This is a genomic window from Runella sp. R0.1_18 (assembly GCF_057652155.1).
Window position 1 is genome coordinate 163,758 of the sequence record NZ_JBYFCK010000009.1, and the last position, 16,821, is coordinate 180,578.

Sequence of the window (16,821 nt, forward strand, 5' to 3'; positions counted from 1 at the left end):
CCTCGGAAAGGCGTAACTTTTTTGGCTACAAAGGTTGAGCTTCTCCGAAGCTGTTTTTTGACAATTTTGCCTCGGAAAGGCGTAACTTTTTTGGCTACAAAGGTTGAGCTTCTCTGAAGCTGTTTTTGATAATTTGCCTCGGAGAGGTGTAACTTTTTTGGCTACAAAGGTTGAGCTTCTCCGAAGCTGTTTTTTCGCAATTTTGCCTCGGAGAGGCCCGACCTTTGTAGAACGTGTGTTATTTGTTTTTCGGTTTTTTGAAAAGAGGAACCGTACTACAAGGCTCACCAAACATAAGCGATTGTACCACAGGTTGTAATTTTCGCGTCAATTCTACGTAAGCCGCCGTCGGAACGGGGTGTTTGCTGCAACCTTTTACCACCACGCGAACACCGCGATAAGCCTCCACATCAATGCGGGTAATGGCATCAAAATAAAGCTTCTCTTCGAGGTCGTTGAGTGTTCCATACACGACAGTGTTGGCATGAGGCTCCAATTGCAGCGTCAACAACATGTAGGCCCAAGTTGGGATGATGGCATCTTCGGTGCAAGTGATGGCCACGTTTTTGCCTGCGTACTGTGCCCAATCGTGACCTTTGAGAAACTCACGAAAATCTTTTTCCTTGAGAATCATCCCCATAAAAAGATTGTCTTTGAGGTCATACACTACACGCTCGCCTTGGTGGTAATAATCTTCTAAGTCTAAGGTAACAAGCCCACTATTGGCTACTTTATTAATTATTTCTTCCATTGGTACTTTTTTTCTTCCTGAATGAACACCAACTCACGGGCGAAAGTTTAAAGAAATAGTATCTTTGCAGTTTGCAAAAGCAATCCGAATGAATTTTAGTGAAGTTTTAGCCTCCAATTCCCTTTTTAAGGTCATTGCCGATAGCGCCCGTGAACTGGGTGTTGAAGCTTATGTTATTGGGGGATACGTGCGTGATTTAATACTGAATCGTCCTTCCAAGGACATTGATATAGTAAGTGTTGGAAGTGGCGTGGAGTTGGCCGAGAAAGTGGCAGAACGGCTTGGAGTACAGGTAATTGTATTCAAAAATTTTGGTACTGCTCAACTGAAAACCAACGATCTTGAGGTGGAGTTTGTAGGAGCGCGCCGCGAGTCCTATCGCAGTGAATCTCGAAAGCCGATTGTAGAAGATGGTACTTTGCAAGACGACCAAAATCGCCGTGACTTTACCATCAATGCCATGGGTATCAGCTTAAATATAGCGAACTATGGCGACCTCATCGACCCATTCAATGGGATGAGTGATTTGCGGAAAAAACTCATCCGTACCCCCCTCGAACCTGGCATTACCTTTTCTGACGACCCGCTACGAATGATGCGAGCCGCCCGTTTTGCAACCCAACTCAATTTCGACATTGAGCCAGATACCTTTGACGGCCTTGTGCAAATGGCTGAGCGTATTTCCATCATTTCAAAGGAGCGTATCAATGACGAGCTCAACAAAATTATTTTAGCTAAAACCCCTTCTTATGGCTTTAAATTGCTGCATCAGGCGGGAATTTTAAAATTGATTTTTCCTGAGTTTGTAGAGCTGCAAGGGGCTGAATACCAAGATGGTAAGGGGCACAAAGATAATTTCTATCATACGCTTCAGGTACTTGATAATATTTCAAAACATACCAACGACCTATGGTTGCGTTGGGCGGCAATTATGCACGATATTGCCAAACCAGCTACCAAGCGATTTGATAAAAAAGTAGGCTGGACGTTTCACGGTCACGAAGAATTGGGCGCCAGAATGACCCCACGCATTTTTCGCCAAATGAAATTGCCAATGAACGAAAGTATGCGCTTTGTGCAAAAACTCGTTCGCCTTCACCTACGTCCTATTGCCTTGTCAAAAGAAGAAATTACCGATTCAGCTTTACGTCGATTGTTGTTTGATGCAGGCGATGATTTAGAGGCATTAATGACGCTTTGCCGCGCCGATATTACGTCAAAGAATCCCGATAAAGTTCGTAAGCATTTGGCCAATTTTGACAAGGTTGAGCAAAAATTATACGACCTCGAAGAACGAGACAAGATTCGGAACTTCCAGCCCGTCATTACGGGTGAGGTCATCATGCAAGCCTTTGCCCTCAAACCTTCGGCAGAAGTGGGGATTATCAAAACGGCCGTTCGAGAGGCAATTCTTGATGGAATCATTCCTAATCAGTACGAACAAGCGTTTGGTTTGATGGTGGAAGAGGGGAAAAAACTTGGCCTCGAACTCAAAGTCATTGCCTAATCAGGTTGAATGCATTAAAATATAGCTTTACTTTTTATTTCTCCAGAGGAGCTACATCTTAGTAGAAAGAATGCTCCATGTCTCCCCAAAGCCCCATCGGGGTGGCCGACGTTCGGTGAAAGATGTCACCCCGATGGGGCTTTGGGATGGCCTTTACCCCTTTTTTCCTACTAAGATTTAGCCTCGCTGAGGCTACTTTTTTAATGCGTGACATCATAGATAAGAACAAATCACTTCTTATAAGCAGGCATTTCGTCGATCCCCAGGGTTGTGAGAACAGGATTAAGTACGCAAGGAGTAATCGAAATCCTAAACACTTTATACCCTGCTACTTCAAAATCGCAGTGGTATTTATTCTTCATTTTAAGCCCGCGATAGACTGCCGTGTAATTGATTTTTAGGGGCCAACCGTTGAGGGCGAGTTGGGCTGTCAAATTCTCTACAGTCTTCTTTAAGTTTGAAAAATAGCAAACAAATGGCTCTCGTTCGCGCAGACCTGTAAGGCTACCGATGTAGGTAATTCGTACTTCGTAGATGGTTTGTTGGAGCATATATCTGCCACTTTTTTCGAGGAAAATCAACATTTGTTGATTTTATGCAATAATATGAAAAATAGTGAGATTATTTTTCAAAGCTAAAACTTTTTCTACCTGAGCGGCGTTTTTATATCAGTTGCGTTTATCAACGACAAAAGCCGCTCTGTCAAGTAGCGGCTTTTGTCATTTTGGGAAGTCGATATTCTTGGAAAGAGCTCAGGCAATCGTTACTTTGGTGCCCCTTAAAAACTCTTCAATTCCCATTCTTTTCTTTCCTTCCAATTGTAGTTCGTCAATGGATAACCAACCATCGGCAGTTTTGAAAAGCAGTAGGTGTTTGTTGTCCGTAAATAAGTGGCTACCGTTGTCGGTTGGTTCCTGTGTTGCTACTGAGCTTTTGTAAATCTTACACAATTTGCCATTTAAGGTAGTCCAAGCGGCAGGATAAGGCGATAGCCCCCTGATAAAATTCCGAACGGCTTCGGTGGGCTGATTCCAATTGATTTCGCAAGTTTCTTTAAAAATTTTAGGGGCAGCTTTGAGTACATCGCTTTGCGATTGGGGTAACTGCGGATAGTTACCTGCTTCTACGGCATTGACAGTCCGAACGATCAATTCCGCTCCTTTGTGCATCAATCGTTCGTACAAAGATCCCACGTTATCTTCGTAGTGAATAGGCTCGGTTTCTTGAAAAATGATGTTTCCTGTGTCAATTTCGTGTTCAAGAAAAAAGGTAGTAACGCCCGTTTCGGTTTCTCCGTTGATAATCGCCCAGTTGATAGGCGCTGCACCGCGAAACTGAGGTAGGAGAGAGGCGTGTAGGTTGAATGTGCCTTTGGGGGGCATGTTCCAAACAACTTCTGGCAGCATACGAAATGCCACAACAACCTGTAAATCGGCTTGGTAGCTACGTAATTCTTCCAAAAAAGAAGGGCTTTTTAGCTTTTCAGGCTGTAAAACAGGGATACCTTGAGAAACCGCATAGTGTTTGACGGGAGAAGGAGTGAGTTGTAGCCCACGCCCAGCAGGCTTGTCGGGGGCGGTAACAACGGCTACCACGTTGCACCCGCTTTCTACAAGTTTTTGAAGGCTACTCACTGCAAACTCAGGAGTTCCCATAAAAATGATTCGAAGCTTTGACATATACACTGAGAAAATCGTTTTGTCGATTATTAGATATGATTTTTAGAGTAATTTTTTGGATTCAAACTGATGTAGTCTTGATTCCCGTTGCAAATATTGCTAATTTTGTGGTTCAAATTTCGACCATGAACCGACACAACCAATTCTTTTCGGTCTTTTAGGAAGAAGTGACAGAGCTACCCCATTTGTAGTAGAGCGGTCATTTCACCGTTCTTTTTTTTTGTCTTTAGTGGAAGAAATAATTGATAGGACAGATATATAATACTAAACAATTAACGTACACAACAGCACTATGGCTAAGTTACAATATTACACCGAAGAAGGTCTCAATAAGCTCAAGGCTGAATTGCAGGACTTAAAAACACGCGGCCGTCAGGAAATAGCTCGTGCAATAGCCGAGGCCCGTGATAAAGGTGATTTGAGCGAAAATGCCGAGTACGATGCAGCCAAAGATGCGCAAGGCTTACACGAAGCAAAAATCGCTAAATTAGAAGAAATAGTAGGCAATGCGCGGGTCTTGGATGAATCGTCGATTGATACATCGCAAGTGAGCATATTATCAAAAGTAAAAATTAAAAACTGCCGTAACAATGCAGTTGTAACCTATACATTGGTGGCAGAGGAAGAGGCAGATCTTAAACAAGGAAAAATCTCAGCAGGCTCACCCATTGGGAAGGGCTTGATGGGGAAGAAAGTAGGCGAAAAAGCCCAAATCCAAGTACCAGCTGGGGCAATGGAATTTGAAGTACTTGATATTTCTCGGTAATTTTTTACCAATAAGACATCATATATAGAATAAGGGACGCGGCGACGCGTCCTTTTTTGTCTTTTTGTGAAAATATTTTTTTGCTAAAAATGAGTTGTAAAAAGGGAGATAAAAAGGCATTTTTTTGAAAATACCTTTAAACTTGGATGTCGTCAAAGGAAATAGTAATGAAAATAGGCGTTTTTTTCTTTGGATTAGATTAAAACGCAACTAAGTATAAAATATAAATAATTCAATAAAATATTTAAAAAGTTATGAAAATAGATTTGTGTGTGCCATTTTTGTCGCATTCCAATAGTTTTCTAAGTAGAAAAGCTAAGTATTCCAATAATCAGATTAAGTAAAATGAACTATCAACCACCTGTTTATCTAACGCCTCATTTGTACATAACCAATGAGGAAGAAGAAATTATTGATGCACTGGTTGACCATCACGAAATGCCCAAGAAGTTTGACGTTGACAAAGTGATTTCGTACTTCGAGGGTGAAAATTTTTGCCTTGTCCTTTACTTTGCCAACTTACAAGACCGAGGATTTCAAAAGTTTGTGGTGAATGACTTTTCAGTGAATGTCGAAGAAATGTATATGTTATCGGCATCATTTGGCAAATTGCTCGAACAAGAAGTAAATATTCATGTACTCAGTCAAGCCAAAAATCGGGTTGATCACGTGATACACATGGCGGGTACTTTTCGGGCGTTGTTTAGAAAAAAAGAAGTCGTCGATTAGGTGCTACGTGTACGTAGCGAATCAAGCATCAACAGTACTAAAAAACAAAACCCCGACGGACACAAGTTCGTCGGGGTTTTGTATGAAATGAGCAAGTCCGACTACACATTGAAGCGGAAGTGCATGATGTCGCCGTCTTGTACAATGTATTCTTTGCCTTCTACGGAGATTTTGCCCGCATCGCGGCAACCTGCTTCGGTTTTGTATTTTTCGTAATCGGGAAGTTTGATAACCTCCGCACGGATAAAACCACGCTCAAAGTCAGTGTGAATCACTCCTGCTGCTTGAGGGGCTTTCCAGCCGCGCTGAATCGTCCAAGCCCGTACTTCTTTGACACCTGCGGTAAAGTAGGTAATCAAGTTCAAAATAGCGTATGAAGCACGGATGAGTTTGTAAAGCCCTGATTCCGTAAGACCGTATTCGCCCAAAAACATTTCACGTTCTTCGGCATCTTCCATTTCAGCGATTTGGGATTCGATGGCGGCGCAAAGTACAATTACTTCGGCATTTTCTTCGGCCACTGCTGCTTTAAGCTGATCTACGTACTCATTGCCCGTCTGAATGGATGTTTCATCCACGTTGGCCACATAAATAACGGGCTTGATGGTGAGCAGTTGAAGATCCGAAATAGCTGCTTTTTCATCGTCCGTCAAACCGACTGCACGTACGCTTTTTCCTTGAAAAAGCGCATTTTTGACGCGTGTCAGAATTTCGAGCTCTACTTTGGCTTTAGCATCACCTACGCGGGCTGCTTTTTCTACCCGAGCAAATTTTTTCTCAATAGAATCAAGGTCTTTGAGTTGAAGCTCTAGGTCGATAATTTCTTTATCACTGACGGGGTTGACGCGGCCTTCTACGTGAACAATGTTGTCGTCCGAAAAACAACGAACCACGTGAATAATCGCGTCCACCTCACGAATATTGGCCAAAAATTGGTTACCAAGCCCCTGACCTTTGCTGGCACCTCGAACCAAACCTGCGATGTCAACAATCTCTACGATGGTTGGAACGGTACGTTGTGGATTAATGAGGCGTTCGAGGACAGTGATGCGCTCGTCGGGTACTTCAACTACTCCGACGTTGGGCTCAATGGTACAAAAAGGATAGTTGGCAGCTTCGGCTTTGGCACTTGATAATGCGCTAAAAAGAGTGGATTTACCTACGTTGGGCAATCCGACAATACCACATTGGAGAGACATTAGTTGATTTACGATTATTGATTGACGAATGTTAGTGCGGGCGGATGATAGCCTTTCGTTGTAATTCGTACAATACTAATTGGCGATTATAAGTAATGGTAGCAAAATTAGTGCTTTTTGTGGTGGCTACAAAACCAAAAGCCTCTGGGCAACCAGAGGCAGGGCATAGGATAGGTCAGGAAAGGGTGATTAATCCCACTTCAAATCGCTACCTGTATAGTCTTCTTCTTCACGTACGGCGTACTGAGAAAAATCTATGTCGGGCATCAATTCGGTTTTAATGTGGGCTACGGTTTCTTGAAGGGCATCTACAAACTTATCGAAGTCTTCTTTGTAGAGAAACATTTTGTGTTTTTCGTAAGCAAACCCATCTCCTTGCGGAAAACGGCGACTTTCTGTAATCGTCAAGTAGTAATCATTTGAACGAGTTGAACGCACATCAAAAAAGTAAGTTCTTTTCCCTGCCTTTACGCGTTTCGAGTAGATTTTTTCTCTGTCTTTGTCTTCCACTATCCTTTTGAGGTTTAGAGTTATACCAAACGCTAAAGTACGTCTTTTGTTGTTGGTAGTCAAAATATTTTCAAAATAAAGTTGTTGGTTTTTACGTTGTTATAGGCTGGGGTTTGTATGTCAATTTGTAAAAAACGTAGTTCGTATTTGTTTTTTGCTTAATTTTCAGCCCTTAAACTCAAAAAAGGTTGCATTTTTTTGAGTATGCGTTCAAGGGGACTCCTAGTCAAATTGTCATTTTTGGTGAAAAATAACCCGAACAAATCTATGTATTCTACCACTTTTTATGTACTTGTATTGTTGTCGCTGATCAAAGTCAATCCAGCATCAGCCCAATTGTTGGGGAAGGAAGAGCAAGGAAGAGCATCATTTTATGCACAAATGTTTAACGGGCGGAAAACTTCATTAGGTGAGCCATTCAATCAGAAAGAATATACTGCCGCGCATCGTACATTGCCTTTCAATACCATGGTGGAGGTAACAAATCTCTCCAATAAGCGCACAGTGATTGTGCGCATCAACGACCGTGGGCCGTACCACCGTACTCGCCTGATTGATTTGAGTCGTTCGGCAGCACAATATTTGGGAATTCTGGGCTCTGGCGTTGCCAATGTTACCCTCCGTGTGGTTGGGATGGAAGGAATGGTGCTGCTGGGTCAGAATGAAATGATCACCGATACAGGTGACATTATTGAGCGGGCTTTGTCCAATTAAAGTAAAATTTCTTCCTTCTTCCGTTTTAAGTTTACAGTCTCCAAATAATGTAGTTTATTAGCACGATATTTGTGCTTGCAACGGCTGTAAACTTAAAACATCCTTGCTTGGCTTCACACCCCAAAAACCTTTTAACGACATGAGCGCTCGCAAATTTGACATTGCAACGGTAAGACAGTACGGAAATTTAGAGTTTTTGGCGAGGCAGCTCGTCGAAGGGTTTATCACGGGATTACACAAATCGCCCTTTCACGGTTTTTCGGTTGAGTTTGCTGAACACCGCCTGTATAATACGGGAGAAAGCACCCGTCATATCGACTGGAAGGTTTTTGCCAAAAGCGATCGCTTGTTTGTAAAACGCTACGAAGAAGAAACGAACCTACGTTGTCATTTGCTGGTCGATACGTCGTCGTCGATGTATTATCCTGAGCCAAATCACGATAAAATTACGTTCAGCGTGTTGGCGGCAGCAAGTATCGCCAATTTGCTCCAGCGCCAAAAAGATGCGGTAAGCTTGTGTACGTTTTCGGATAAAATAGAAGTTCAAACCCCAATAAAGTCCACTCCATCGCACGTTCATAAGGTGTTTTTGGATTTGGAAAACGTTCTCAAAAAGCCCAAAGAACTCCGTAAAACGGCTGTAGCAGACGTACTGCACGAAATCGCCGAGAAAATTCACAAACGCTCGTTGGTGGTGATTTTCAGTGATATGTTTGAAGACATAAATCAAGCCGAAAGAATTTTTTCGGCCATGCAGCATTTACGTCACAACATGCACGAAGTATTGCTGTTTCACGTTACGGACCGTCGTACCGAAGAGGAGTTTGCTTTTGATGACCGCCCGTATGAGTTTATTGATTTGGAATCGGGTGAGCGGGTGAGAATCCAGCCTGGACAAGTTAAAAAGCAATACCAAGAAGCCGCCAAAAAATACTACCAAGAGCTTCGACTCAAGTGCGGACAATATAAAATTGATTTCATCGAAGCCGATGTTGCCAAAGGCTTAGATCAAATTTTGACGGCTTACTTGGCCAAACGAGCAAAAATGAGATAAAGTCTATTGCTTGAAAGCGTAGTTCAACCTTTTCAATCGGTCTTCGTAGCAGGCCAAGTACGCTTCTTGAACATTGCTACTTAACCAAGAGTTTTTGATCAAGGTTCGTACATTTTCGTAGTTTGTTTGGAAAAGGCTCAGTTGAGTCTGAACTCTTTTTTGGGGAATACCAATGCGTTGTCCAAAAACAACAAAGTCATCAAAAGCGTAAAAAGCATTGGCTATAAAGCTGTCGGTCTCGTAATCGTCGCTGAACAGTCCTTCATTTAATGCCATGTCCGAATCGCTAAGATGCAAACGGGTACAAATTAGGTCGTATGCGGGGCTAAGTACAAAATCACGGTCTATGGTCTCTAGGACTGAGAAATTTTTAAGATGGGCATCCCCGTTGGAAAACAAATAATTGAACACAACCAAACGAAAGAATTTTTCAATCTCCACTCGGTAAGCTGGTAAATGCTGTTTAATCAATTGAGCTATTTCTTCGTAACTGCCTTCGTATTTATAATTGGGTCCTGCGGTTTGTTTGGTACGATTGGATAAAGAAGCAAAATCTTCTTGGCGCCATTTGAGTCCATCAGGGCGAAAATCAAAGCGTCGAATGAGCAAAGCAGGCTCGCCATCAGCAAAGAAAATGAGCCCATTGTCGGCGGTTGGGATTCCATATACCTGTCGGGCAATCTGCATTGTTAGGTGCTCATTGGCAGGAATTTCTGCTGCTTTGGGCAACTCTGGCGGAATTGGTTTTAGAATGTACTGAGTTTGTTCGTTAGGGTTAGGAAGCCGTAGTTTATTTCCGTCGAGCGTCAACCCGTATTTTTCTTGAACACCCGAAATGGAAAGCTGACGAAACGATTGGCCAAACCCTTGAAAGGTTGCCGCTTTGATGTCTTCATGTTTAAATGGTAAGGTATGAGCTACTCGTTTCCCGCCAAAAAGGGATTTTCGAGCGCTTGGGCTATAGGTATCGAAGCCTGATTGAAGCGTTGAGGGGCAAACAATTATTGTCATAAGTCAGAAGCCGTTTGGGTAGTTTGTTCTACTACTCGTACTGCCCCAACCGTATCTGTGTGTGTCGTGGCTAACAAAAGTCCGAAATCGTCATTTTCGTCCAACTTTAGCAATCGACATTGTACTGCACGGTTGTATCCTTCCGATAATAGCCCACAAAAAAATGGAAACAAATAGTCTGCTTTAAACTCTTGTTGAGAAATGGGGAGAGTCAAGCTGAGGGCGTGAGCATTGGGATGAGCTAGGTAATATTCATCGTACCGAAAGATAAAGCCATTGGGGGTTTCGGAAAGCGTACCCGCCACGTCTTGATTAAGATAAACGACTGCTTTTCTCATGATTTAATAGTCAAAGTAAGTTGCAAACCCAGCACATCAACTAAGCGAGTGAGGGTTTCAAACGATGGATTACCTAGGCCATTTTCAATAGCAACGAGGGTGCGAAGGCTAATCCCTGCTAATTCAGCCAAATCATTTTGTCGAATATGGAGCCGTTGGCGCCGCTGCTTGATGGCTTCACCTATTTGCACAAGTGTCATAAACAGAATATTGAATGTGCAATATAATGCTTTTTTTGCAAAAAAATGCCGAAATATTGGGGCAAACATATCTAAATGCGTAATATGTTGCGTATTTAGATATGTTTGCCCATAAATGAAGAAGAAAAGTAAGATTAATCCAAGGCCTCTGTCCAGCCCAGTTTCTGTAACTCCTTGGCGGTCATCTGAACAACACGAACCTTCAGTGTAATGGGTTTGAGCGGCGTATCAGTAGAATCAGTTTTGACGGCAACGATGGCGTCCACAATGTCCATTCCCTTAAAAACTTGCCCAAACACCGTGTATTTATCGTCAAGACGTGCCAAGCCTTTTTTGTTTTGAACAATGTAAAACTGACAACCCGCCGAAAGCATATCGGGGTTGTTGTCGCGACCTGCCCCCACAGCGCCATACACGTGCCGAATCTTTTTATTGAACTCTGGCTTGAGCAAATAAGGTGAATTGGCGAAACCTTCGGGGGTATCAGGACAACCGCCTTGGGCAACAAAATTATTGATGACTCGGTTGAAAGTAAACGAATCCCAGTAATGCTCTCCCGCCAGTTTTTTAAAACTTGCTTTGTGGTTGGGGGTTTCGTTGTACAACCAAAAGTAAATATCCCCCATGTTGGTTTTGATGTGACCAACATCGTATTTTTTTTCTTTAAATGTAAAACCAAGTAAAACGGCCGAAAACAGGGCTGCCAGTAAGCTTTTGTACATGATGCGCAGATTTTAAAAGTTAGGTTGAATCACCAGCTAATGTACGAAAGTAAGGGGCAATTTTGCAACTTGCCTATTGCTCTTCACCCCTTGCATACTTGCCATTTTGTCCCTTATTCCTCTTCTCCTTCGCCTTTGGTTAGTTCGGCTTGCAGGGTTTGCGCGCCTGTGATAACAATGGGTAAGGTTGGTTTTTGGTTAAAAATAACTTCTACAAAACCATCTTGTGAAGCGCCCGTTTTCACGTCGATGGGGCGATAAATACCTTGAGGAGTTTTGACAAATACGTGGGCAGTCTCCCCCGTGCGAACAATCGCCGTTTCGGGGAGCGTTTCGGCTTGGCGCGGGGAGGATGCCACTTTGCCATTCACGTATTGGCCTGCCAATAAGCGGGTTGCGTTGAGGGTGGCGTAGGCATCTATGGTGCGACTGTTGGGGTCGAAGGTAGTTCCTAAACTGCTGATGGTGGCTGTGCCATTGTCAAACGTTACTTTTTGGCCTACTTTGATGCGAGCTACATCTTTCTCAAATACTTTGAGTACCAAACGCGCACCTGCCTGATTAATAATTTCAAACAACGATTCTCCGCCGTTAATGGACTTCCCAAGGGTTGTTTGAACACTCTTAACTACGCCGCCAATCGGAGAGCGAAGGGCGATGGTACGAACGATTTGATTTATTTTTAGCGATTTTGGGTCAATTCCCACTACTTGCAGTTTTGCTTCGATGCCTTGTTTGGTCGCTTCCAAAACCCGCATTTCTGATTCGGCTTGTTGTAGTTTGCGTTTGGCTCCTACATCTTCCTGCGATAGGGTCGTCTGGCGTTGGCGTTCTTGTTCGGCAAATTGAAGTTGACCTGCCGTTTTCCAATAATCTTCCTGTAACTGAATGAGTTCGAGGCTTTCGATGGTGGCAAGTGTACTCCCTTTTCCTACTGAATTGCCAGACAAGACCCCAATACTGCGGACAATCCCTGTGAGCGGAAAACTCACACTAGCGCTTTGTTGAGGCGACGATTCAACAACGCCATTCAGAACAATGGCGTCAAATACCGTTCGGGTTTCAGGACTGCCGAGGCTAATGCCAAAGTTTTTTTCTTGTTCCGCCGTGAGTTTAAGTTCGGTTGGAGCCTTTTCGGGAGCCGCTTCTTCGGTTTGGGCGGTTTCGGTTTTGTTGCAACTGCTGAGAGCTGCTACTAAGCAAAGGGCGATAGGCAAGGGGCGAGGGGGAAAATGCAGAGAAAATAGGCGGCGTATAGAGTGAATTAATGTGTTCATTGGAATTGTGTTGAAGTTGTTAGTCGTCATTCAAAAAATCGTCATTTTATTCAATACCTAGCCATTTTTCAAGCTCAATGACGGTTTGGGTAAAGCGCAATTGTTCGGTCAAATAGGCTTCACGGATTTGCCAAGCTTGACGGGTATTTTGGAAAAATTCTACGTATTCGATGTCCCCCAAACGAAATTGTTTGTAGGCAGTTTTAAGTAGTAATTCTGCCTGCGGAAGTGCCGATTGTTCGTAATAATTGAGCGTTGTCTGAATTTTTTGGAGACTTTCTCGTAAAATTTTGGTGTTGGCTTCGGTCTGAAACTGAACAGCTTTGAGCTGATTTTCGCTGGCTTGCTCGCTCACTTTTGCCGCTTCGATGCGCGCTTTTTGAGGTTTATTGGTCAACGGTATTCCCAAACCACCCGAAAGGTACATAAAGCCGAGTTTACCTTCAATGGATTGATTGGCGGCCCCAATTCTCCAGTCTGGTTTGAGTTGTGCCCGTTCTAAGTCCGTCAAATTACGACTCAACTGAGATTCTTCCGACGCAAGGGCAGCATACCGATTGATTCCTTCTTGGGAAGGGGCGGGGCGTTGTAAATTGAGCAAGGTATCAATCATTAAGGATTCATTGCTGTACAACAAGGTTTGTAAACCCATGAATGCCAGCTGAATTTCGCGGTCAATAACCGTCCGACGGTTCTGAATCTCGCGCCGATTGGTTTCGCTTGCTACTACCTCCAACTGGTTGGTTTCCCCCGTTTTGTAACGAGATTTGGCGGCCTCCAGCGCTTTCACGTACAAGGTGTCTTGCGCTTGAATCAGTTGACGATTTTTATACAAAAACAGAATTTGATAATACTGCTGCTTGACACTGAAAGCCAATTCATTGCGCTGAATTTCCTGTTGTTTTTGGGTTACATTCACTTGTTGGGTCAACACTTTTGCGCGATTTCGATATACGCCGAAAGGCTCAAAACTTTGGACTGCACTAAGGGTATAATCAAAGGGGCGACTTTGGGTTTGACCTGCGGCTAGGTCGGCAGAAAGTTTGGGCAGCTGCCAAGCAGACCCAATCAACGCCTTTTGTGATTGCTGGGTTAACTCCGTTGTTTTTAGGGTTAGGTTATTCTGTGAAGCCCGTTCAACCGCTTGTGATACACTGATTTGTGTGTGGGATGGCAATGAAAGCGTAATCAGTACCAGTACGCTTGCTACTCCTTTTGTAGAAGTGGACACCTTCGAAAACAACGCATACAACACAGGCAAGACAACTAGCGTAAGGAGCGTAGCGGATAAAATTCCGCCAATCACCACCGTGGCCAGTGGACGCTGTACTTCGGCCCCGCCTGAGTTTGAAATAGCCATGGGTAAAAAACCCAATGAGGCTACCGTCGCCGTGATAATTACGGGCCTGAATCGTACCTCTACCGTCCGTAAGATGCGTTCTTTTAGGTTGGTAACTCCTTCTTTTTCAAGGTCGTTGAGGTAGCTGATGAGTACAATTCCGTTCAAAACTGCTACACCAAACAACGCAATAAACCCGACTCCCGCCGAGATACTAAAGGGCATGTCGCGCATCCAAAGAGCGATAATTCCTCCGATGGCAGACATGGGAACGGCGGAGAAAATCAAAAGTGATTCTTTTAAAGAATGGAAGGTAAAATAGAGCAAAGTAAAGATGAGGAAAAGTGCTAAGGGCACGGCAAAACTTAGGCGTTCTTTGGCGCGTTGAAGGTTTTCAAAAGCGCCACCGTAGGTATAAAAATAACCCGATGGTAAGGCCACTTTTTCCTCTATTGTGGCCTGAACATCGTTGACGACACTTTCAACATCGCGGTTAAGAACTCCAATTCCAATCGTGATACGCCGACGGGTTTCTTCATGGGAAATCTGTGCAGGAGCCTTGCGGAAACCAATATCGGCCAATTCAGCGAGTGGAACGGTACCTCCTTGTGGCAACGGAATGAGCAATTGTCGTACGTTTTCAATGTCTTGACGATGTTGAGCATCCAACCGCACCACTAGGTCAAAGCGGCGCTCTTGTTCATACACCGTTCCAGCGGTTTCGCCCGCAAAACCGCTGCGAACGAGGCGGTTGATGTCGGCAATACTCAGGCCGTATTGGGCAATTTTTGCTCGATTGTAGTTGATACTGATTTGAGGTAAACCCACAATTTGCTCCACACGTACACTGGCGACACCCTCAATTTTTTCGATGACTTTGGCCGCAGCGTTGGCACGTTCGTACAAAACCTCAAGGTCGTTGCCAAAGATTTTAACGACCACATCGGAGCGTACCCCCGTAATCATTTCATTAAATCGCATCTGAATGGGTTGGGTCATTTCTACGCTGGTTCCAGGTAGTTCTTCTGCCAACACCGCCGCCATTTTTTCGGACATTTCTTCGCGGTTTTTGGCGTTTTTCCACTCCGAAATGTCTTTCATGTTAATCATTTGATCCACCATTTCAATGGGCATAGGGTCAGTAGGGATTTCGGAAGCACCCACACGCCCTACAATTTGTTGAATTTCGGGGAAATGTTTTCGGAGAATTTGATGGGCTTTATTGGCAGAATTAATAGTTTCTGTCAAAGAAGTCCCCGAAGCTGTGCGGAAGTCAATCGCCAAGTCGCCCTCGTCGAGGGTAGGGACAAATTCACCACCAAGACGGTTAAAGACAAGAAGTGAAATTACAAAAAGCCCTAAGGTAATGCCTACTGTAGCTTTTTTCCATTGTAACGACCAGATGATGAGGGGTTCATAACGGCGGTACAACCAAGCGAGTACCCGCTCAGAAAAATTCCAGTGTTTGTGTAAGTTTTTGCCCATGACCAACGACGACATCATCGGAACGTAGGTCAATGACAAAATAAAAGCCCCAAAAATGGCAAAACCCACCGTCATGGCCATAGGTTTGAACATTTTTCCTTCAATTCCCACCAGTGATAAAATAGGTAAATACACCATCAAAATGATGATTTCGCCAAAGGCCGCCGAGGTACGAATGCGTTTGGCAGTTTCATACACCAATTGGTCGCGTTCGAGCGGGTCATCGACATTGTTGCGCTTGTTGTCGGCGTACCAAATCTGAAACCGATGGACGATGGCTTCCACGATAATCACGGCACCGTCCACAATAACCCCAAAATCAATGGCTCCCAACGACATCAAGTTGGCCGAAATATCGAAGGTATTCATCATGCCAATGGTGAACAACATGGCCAATGGGATAACAGAGGCCGCTACCAACCCTGCCCGCAAACTGCCCATGAGAAGTACCAAGACTACAATGACGATAAGTCCCCCCAAAAGAAGGTTTTCGCTGACGGTAGTGATGGTTTTGTTGATGAGCTTGGTGCGTTCAATAAACGGCACAATTTCAATGCCTTCGGGAAGGCTTTTTTGAATACGCGCGATGCGTTCTTTGACGGCATTTACGGTATTGGCGGAGTTGGCACCTTTTAGCATTAAGACAATACCTCCAACGGCTTCGCCTTCGCCATTCCGCACCAAAGCCCCAAAACGATTGGCGTGGCCAAAACCAACCCCAGCTACGTCACGTACCAAAACGGGAATTCCTCCTACGTTTTTAATCACAATTTGCTCAATATCGCTGAGGCTTTTAACGACCCCTTCGCCACGAATAAACTGCGCTTGCCCGATTCGTTCGATGTAGCTTCCGCCTGTGTTGGCGTTGTTTTTTTGTAAGGCGTCGTATAATTCCGAAAGGGTGACATTGTGCGCGCGCAGGCGTTCGGGATTGACACTTACTTCGTATTGTTTTACGAATCCCCCAAAGCTACTTATTTCAATTACTCCTTCAATGCCTACCAATTGGCGTTTGACAATCCAGTCTTGAATAGTGCGCAGCTCAGTGAGGTCATAGTTGGACTTCGCCCCTTTTTTAACGGCCAATGTATATTGATAAATTTCGCCCAAACCCGTTGTGAGGGGGGCAATCATGGGTTTGCCAAACTCCGCAGGAATATCAGCTTCCACGGTTTTGAGTTGTTCGGTTATCCATTGTTTACCTCGGACAATGTCCACCTCGTCCTTAAAAACGACCGTCACCACCGATAGACCAAGTTTGGACACCGAACGAATCTCGGTCACATCGGGGATATTGGCGAGCGATAACTCAATGGGCGTAGTCACAAACTGCTCAACTTCTTGGGCGGCCAAGGTGGGCGTGAGCGTCAAAATTTGGACTTGGTTGGTGGTGATGTCAGGAACGGCATCAATCGGCAGCCGCGAAAGTGAGTACCCTCCCCAAATCACCAGTGCCACCACTGCCAATCCGATGACCAGCTTGTTTTTGATACTGTAATGAATCAGTGAATCAATCATATTTTGTTTTATTTTTGTTGAA

16 protein-coding genes are annotated in these 16,821 nt (G+C 44.1%); 5 read left to right on the forward strand and 11 right to left on the reverse strand.

What is annotated here, in order from left to right; translation table 11 throughout:
- Positions 1-238 precede the first annotated feature (238 nt).
- Positions 239-751 carry a DUF2480 family protein gene (locus AC23P2_RS17205; protein ID WP_487774341.1) on the reverse strand — a complete coding sequence of 171 codons (513 nt, stop codon included), beginning with the start codon at positions 749-751 and terminating at the stop codon, positions 239-241.
- Positions 752-839: 88 nt separating this feature from the next.
- Between AC23P2_RS17205 and AC23P2_RS17210 the strand changes: the two genes are divergently transcribed.
- Complete coding sequence (locus tag AC23P2_RS17210) at positions 840-2,258, forward strand: CCA tRNA nucleotidyltransferase (RefSeq protein WP_487774342.1); 1,419 nt, start codon at positions 840-842, stop codon at positions 2,256-2,258.
- A gap of 230 nt (positions 2,259-2,488) precedes the next feature.
- On the opposite strand, the gene AC23P2_RS17215 is transcribed toward AC23P2_RS17210, so the two are convergent.
- Together AC23P2_RS17215 and fmt are read right to left on the reverse strand one after the other, a co-directional pair.
- Positions 2,489-2,842, reverse strand: a complete 354-nt coding sequence (locus AC23P2_RS17215; RefSeq protein WP_487774343.1) for a hypothetical protein — start codon at positions 2,840-2,842, stop codon at positions 2,489-2,491.
- A 168-nt stretch (positions 2,843-3,010) separates the two neighbouring features.
- Positions 3,011-3,937 carry a methionyl-tRNA formyltransferase gene (fmt, locus tag AC23P2_RS17220; protein ID WP_487774344.1) on the reverse strand — a complete coding sequence of 309 codons (927 nt, stop codon included), beginning with the start codon at positions 3,935-3,937 and terminating at the stop codon, positions 3,011-3,013.
- Between the two features lie 292 nt (positions 3,938-4,229).
- On the opposite strand from fmt, the gene greA reads away from it, so the two are divergent.
- Both greA and AC23P2_RS17230 read left to right on the forward strand, forming a co-directional pair.
- Positions 4,230-4,703, forward strand: coding sequence for a transcription elongation factor GreA (greA, locus tag AC23P2_RS17225; RefSeq protein WP_028526160.1), 474 nt, complete (start codon positions 4,230-4,232; stop codon positions 4,701-4,703).
- Between the two features lie 345 nt (positions 4,704-5,048).
- Positions 5,049-5,432 (forward strand): hypothetical protein, encoded by a 384-nt coding sequence (locus AC23P2_RS17230; RefSeq protein ID WP_487774345.1) that lies wholly within the window; start codon positions 5,049-5,051, stop codon positions 5,430-5,432.
- Between the two features lie 101 nt (positions 5,433-5,533).
- Here the strand turns inward: AC23P2_RS17230 and ychF are convergent, their stop codons facing one another.
- Both ychF and AC23P2_RS17240 read right to left on the reverse strand, forming a co-directional pair.
- Positions 5,534-6,631: a redox-regulated ATPase YchF gene (gene ychF / locus AC23P2_RS17235; RefSeq protein WP_487774346.1), complete on the reverse strand. Its 1,098-nt coding sequence runs from the start codon at positions 6,629-6,631 to the stop codon at positions 5,534-5,536.
- Positions 6,632-6,820: 189 nt separating this feature from the next.
- Positions 6,821-7,141 (reverse strand): DUF3276 family protein, encoded by a 321-nt coding sequence (locus tag AC23P2_RS17240; protein ID WP_028526164.1) that lies wholly within the window; start codon positions 7,139-7,141, stop codon positions 6,821-6,823.
- A 267-nt stretch (positions 7,142-7,408) separates the two neighbouring features.
- Between AC23P2_RS17240 and AC23P2_RS17245 the strand changes: the two genes are divergently transcribed.
- Entirely contained in the window at positions 7,409-7,855 is a 447-nt protein-coding gene (locus tag AC23P2_RS17245; RefSeq protein ID WP_487774347.1) for a septal ring lytic transglycosylase RlpA family protein, read from the forward strand.
- Between the two features lie 139 nt (positions 7,856-7,994).
- Complete coding sequence (locus AC23P2_RS17250; RefSeq protein ID WP_487774348.1) at positions 7,995-8,909, forward strand: DUF58 domain-containing protein; 915 nt, start codon at positions 7,995-7,997, stop codon at positions 8,907-8,909.
- 3 nt (positions 8,910-8,912) lie between these two features.
- On the opposite strand, the gene AC23P2_RS17255 is transcribed toward AC23P2_RS17250, so the two are convergent.
- From AC23P2_RS17255 to AC23P2_RS17280, 6 genes are all read right to left on the reverse strand, one after another.
- On the reverse strand, positions 8,913-9,920 hold the full coding sequence (locus AC23P2_RS17255) for a HipA domain-containing protein (RefSeq protein ID WP_487774349.1): 1,008 nt from the start codon (positions 9,918-9,920) through the stop codon (positions 8,913-8,915).
- A complete protein-coding gene (locus AC23P2_RS17260; protein WP_487774350.1) occupies positions 9,917-10,258 on the reverse strand; it encodes a HipA N-terminal domain-containing protein in 342 nt (113 codons plus the stop codon). The genes AC23P2_RS17255 and AC23P2_RS17260 overlap by 4 nt, the downstream gene beginning before the upstream one ends.
- Positions 10,255-10,458 (reverse strand): helix-turn-helix domain-containing protein, encoded by a 204-nt coding sequence (locus AC23P2_RS17265; RefSeq protein ID WP_487774351.1) that lies wholly within the window; start codon positions 10,456-10,458, stop codon positions 10,255-10,257. Before AC23P2_RS17265 ends, AC23P2_RS17260 begins: the two co-directional genes overlap by 4 nt.
- 134 nt (positions 10,459-10,592) lie before the next feature.
- A complete protein-coding gene (locus tag AC23P2_RS17270) occupies positions 10,593-11,180 on the reverse strand; it encodes a peptidylprolyl isomerase (protein ID WP_487774352.1) in 588 nt (195 codons plus the stop codon).
- Positions 11,181-11,293: 113 nt separating this feature from the next.
- Positions 11,294-12,457: an efflux RND transporter periplasmic adaptor subunit gene (locus AC23P2_RS17275; protein ID WP_487774353.1), complete on the reverse strand. Its 1,164-nt coding sequence runs from the start codon at positions 12,455-12,457 to the stop codon at positions 11,294-11,296.
- A gap of 46 nt (positions 12,458-12,503) precedes the next feature.
- A complete protein-coding gene (locus AC23P2_RS17280) occupies positions 12,504-16,799 on the reverse strand; it encodes a CusA/CzcA family heavy metal efflux RND transporter (protein WP_487774354.1) in 4,296 nt (1,431 codons plus the stop codon).
- Positions 16,800-16,821: the final 22 nt, after the last annotated feature.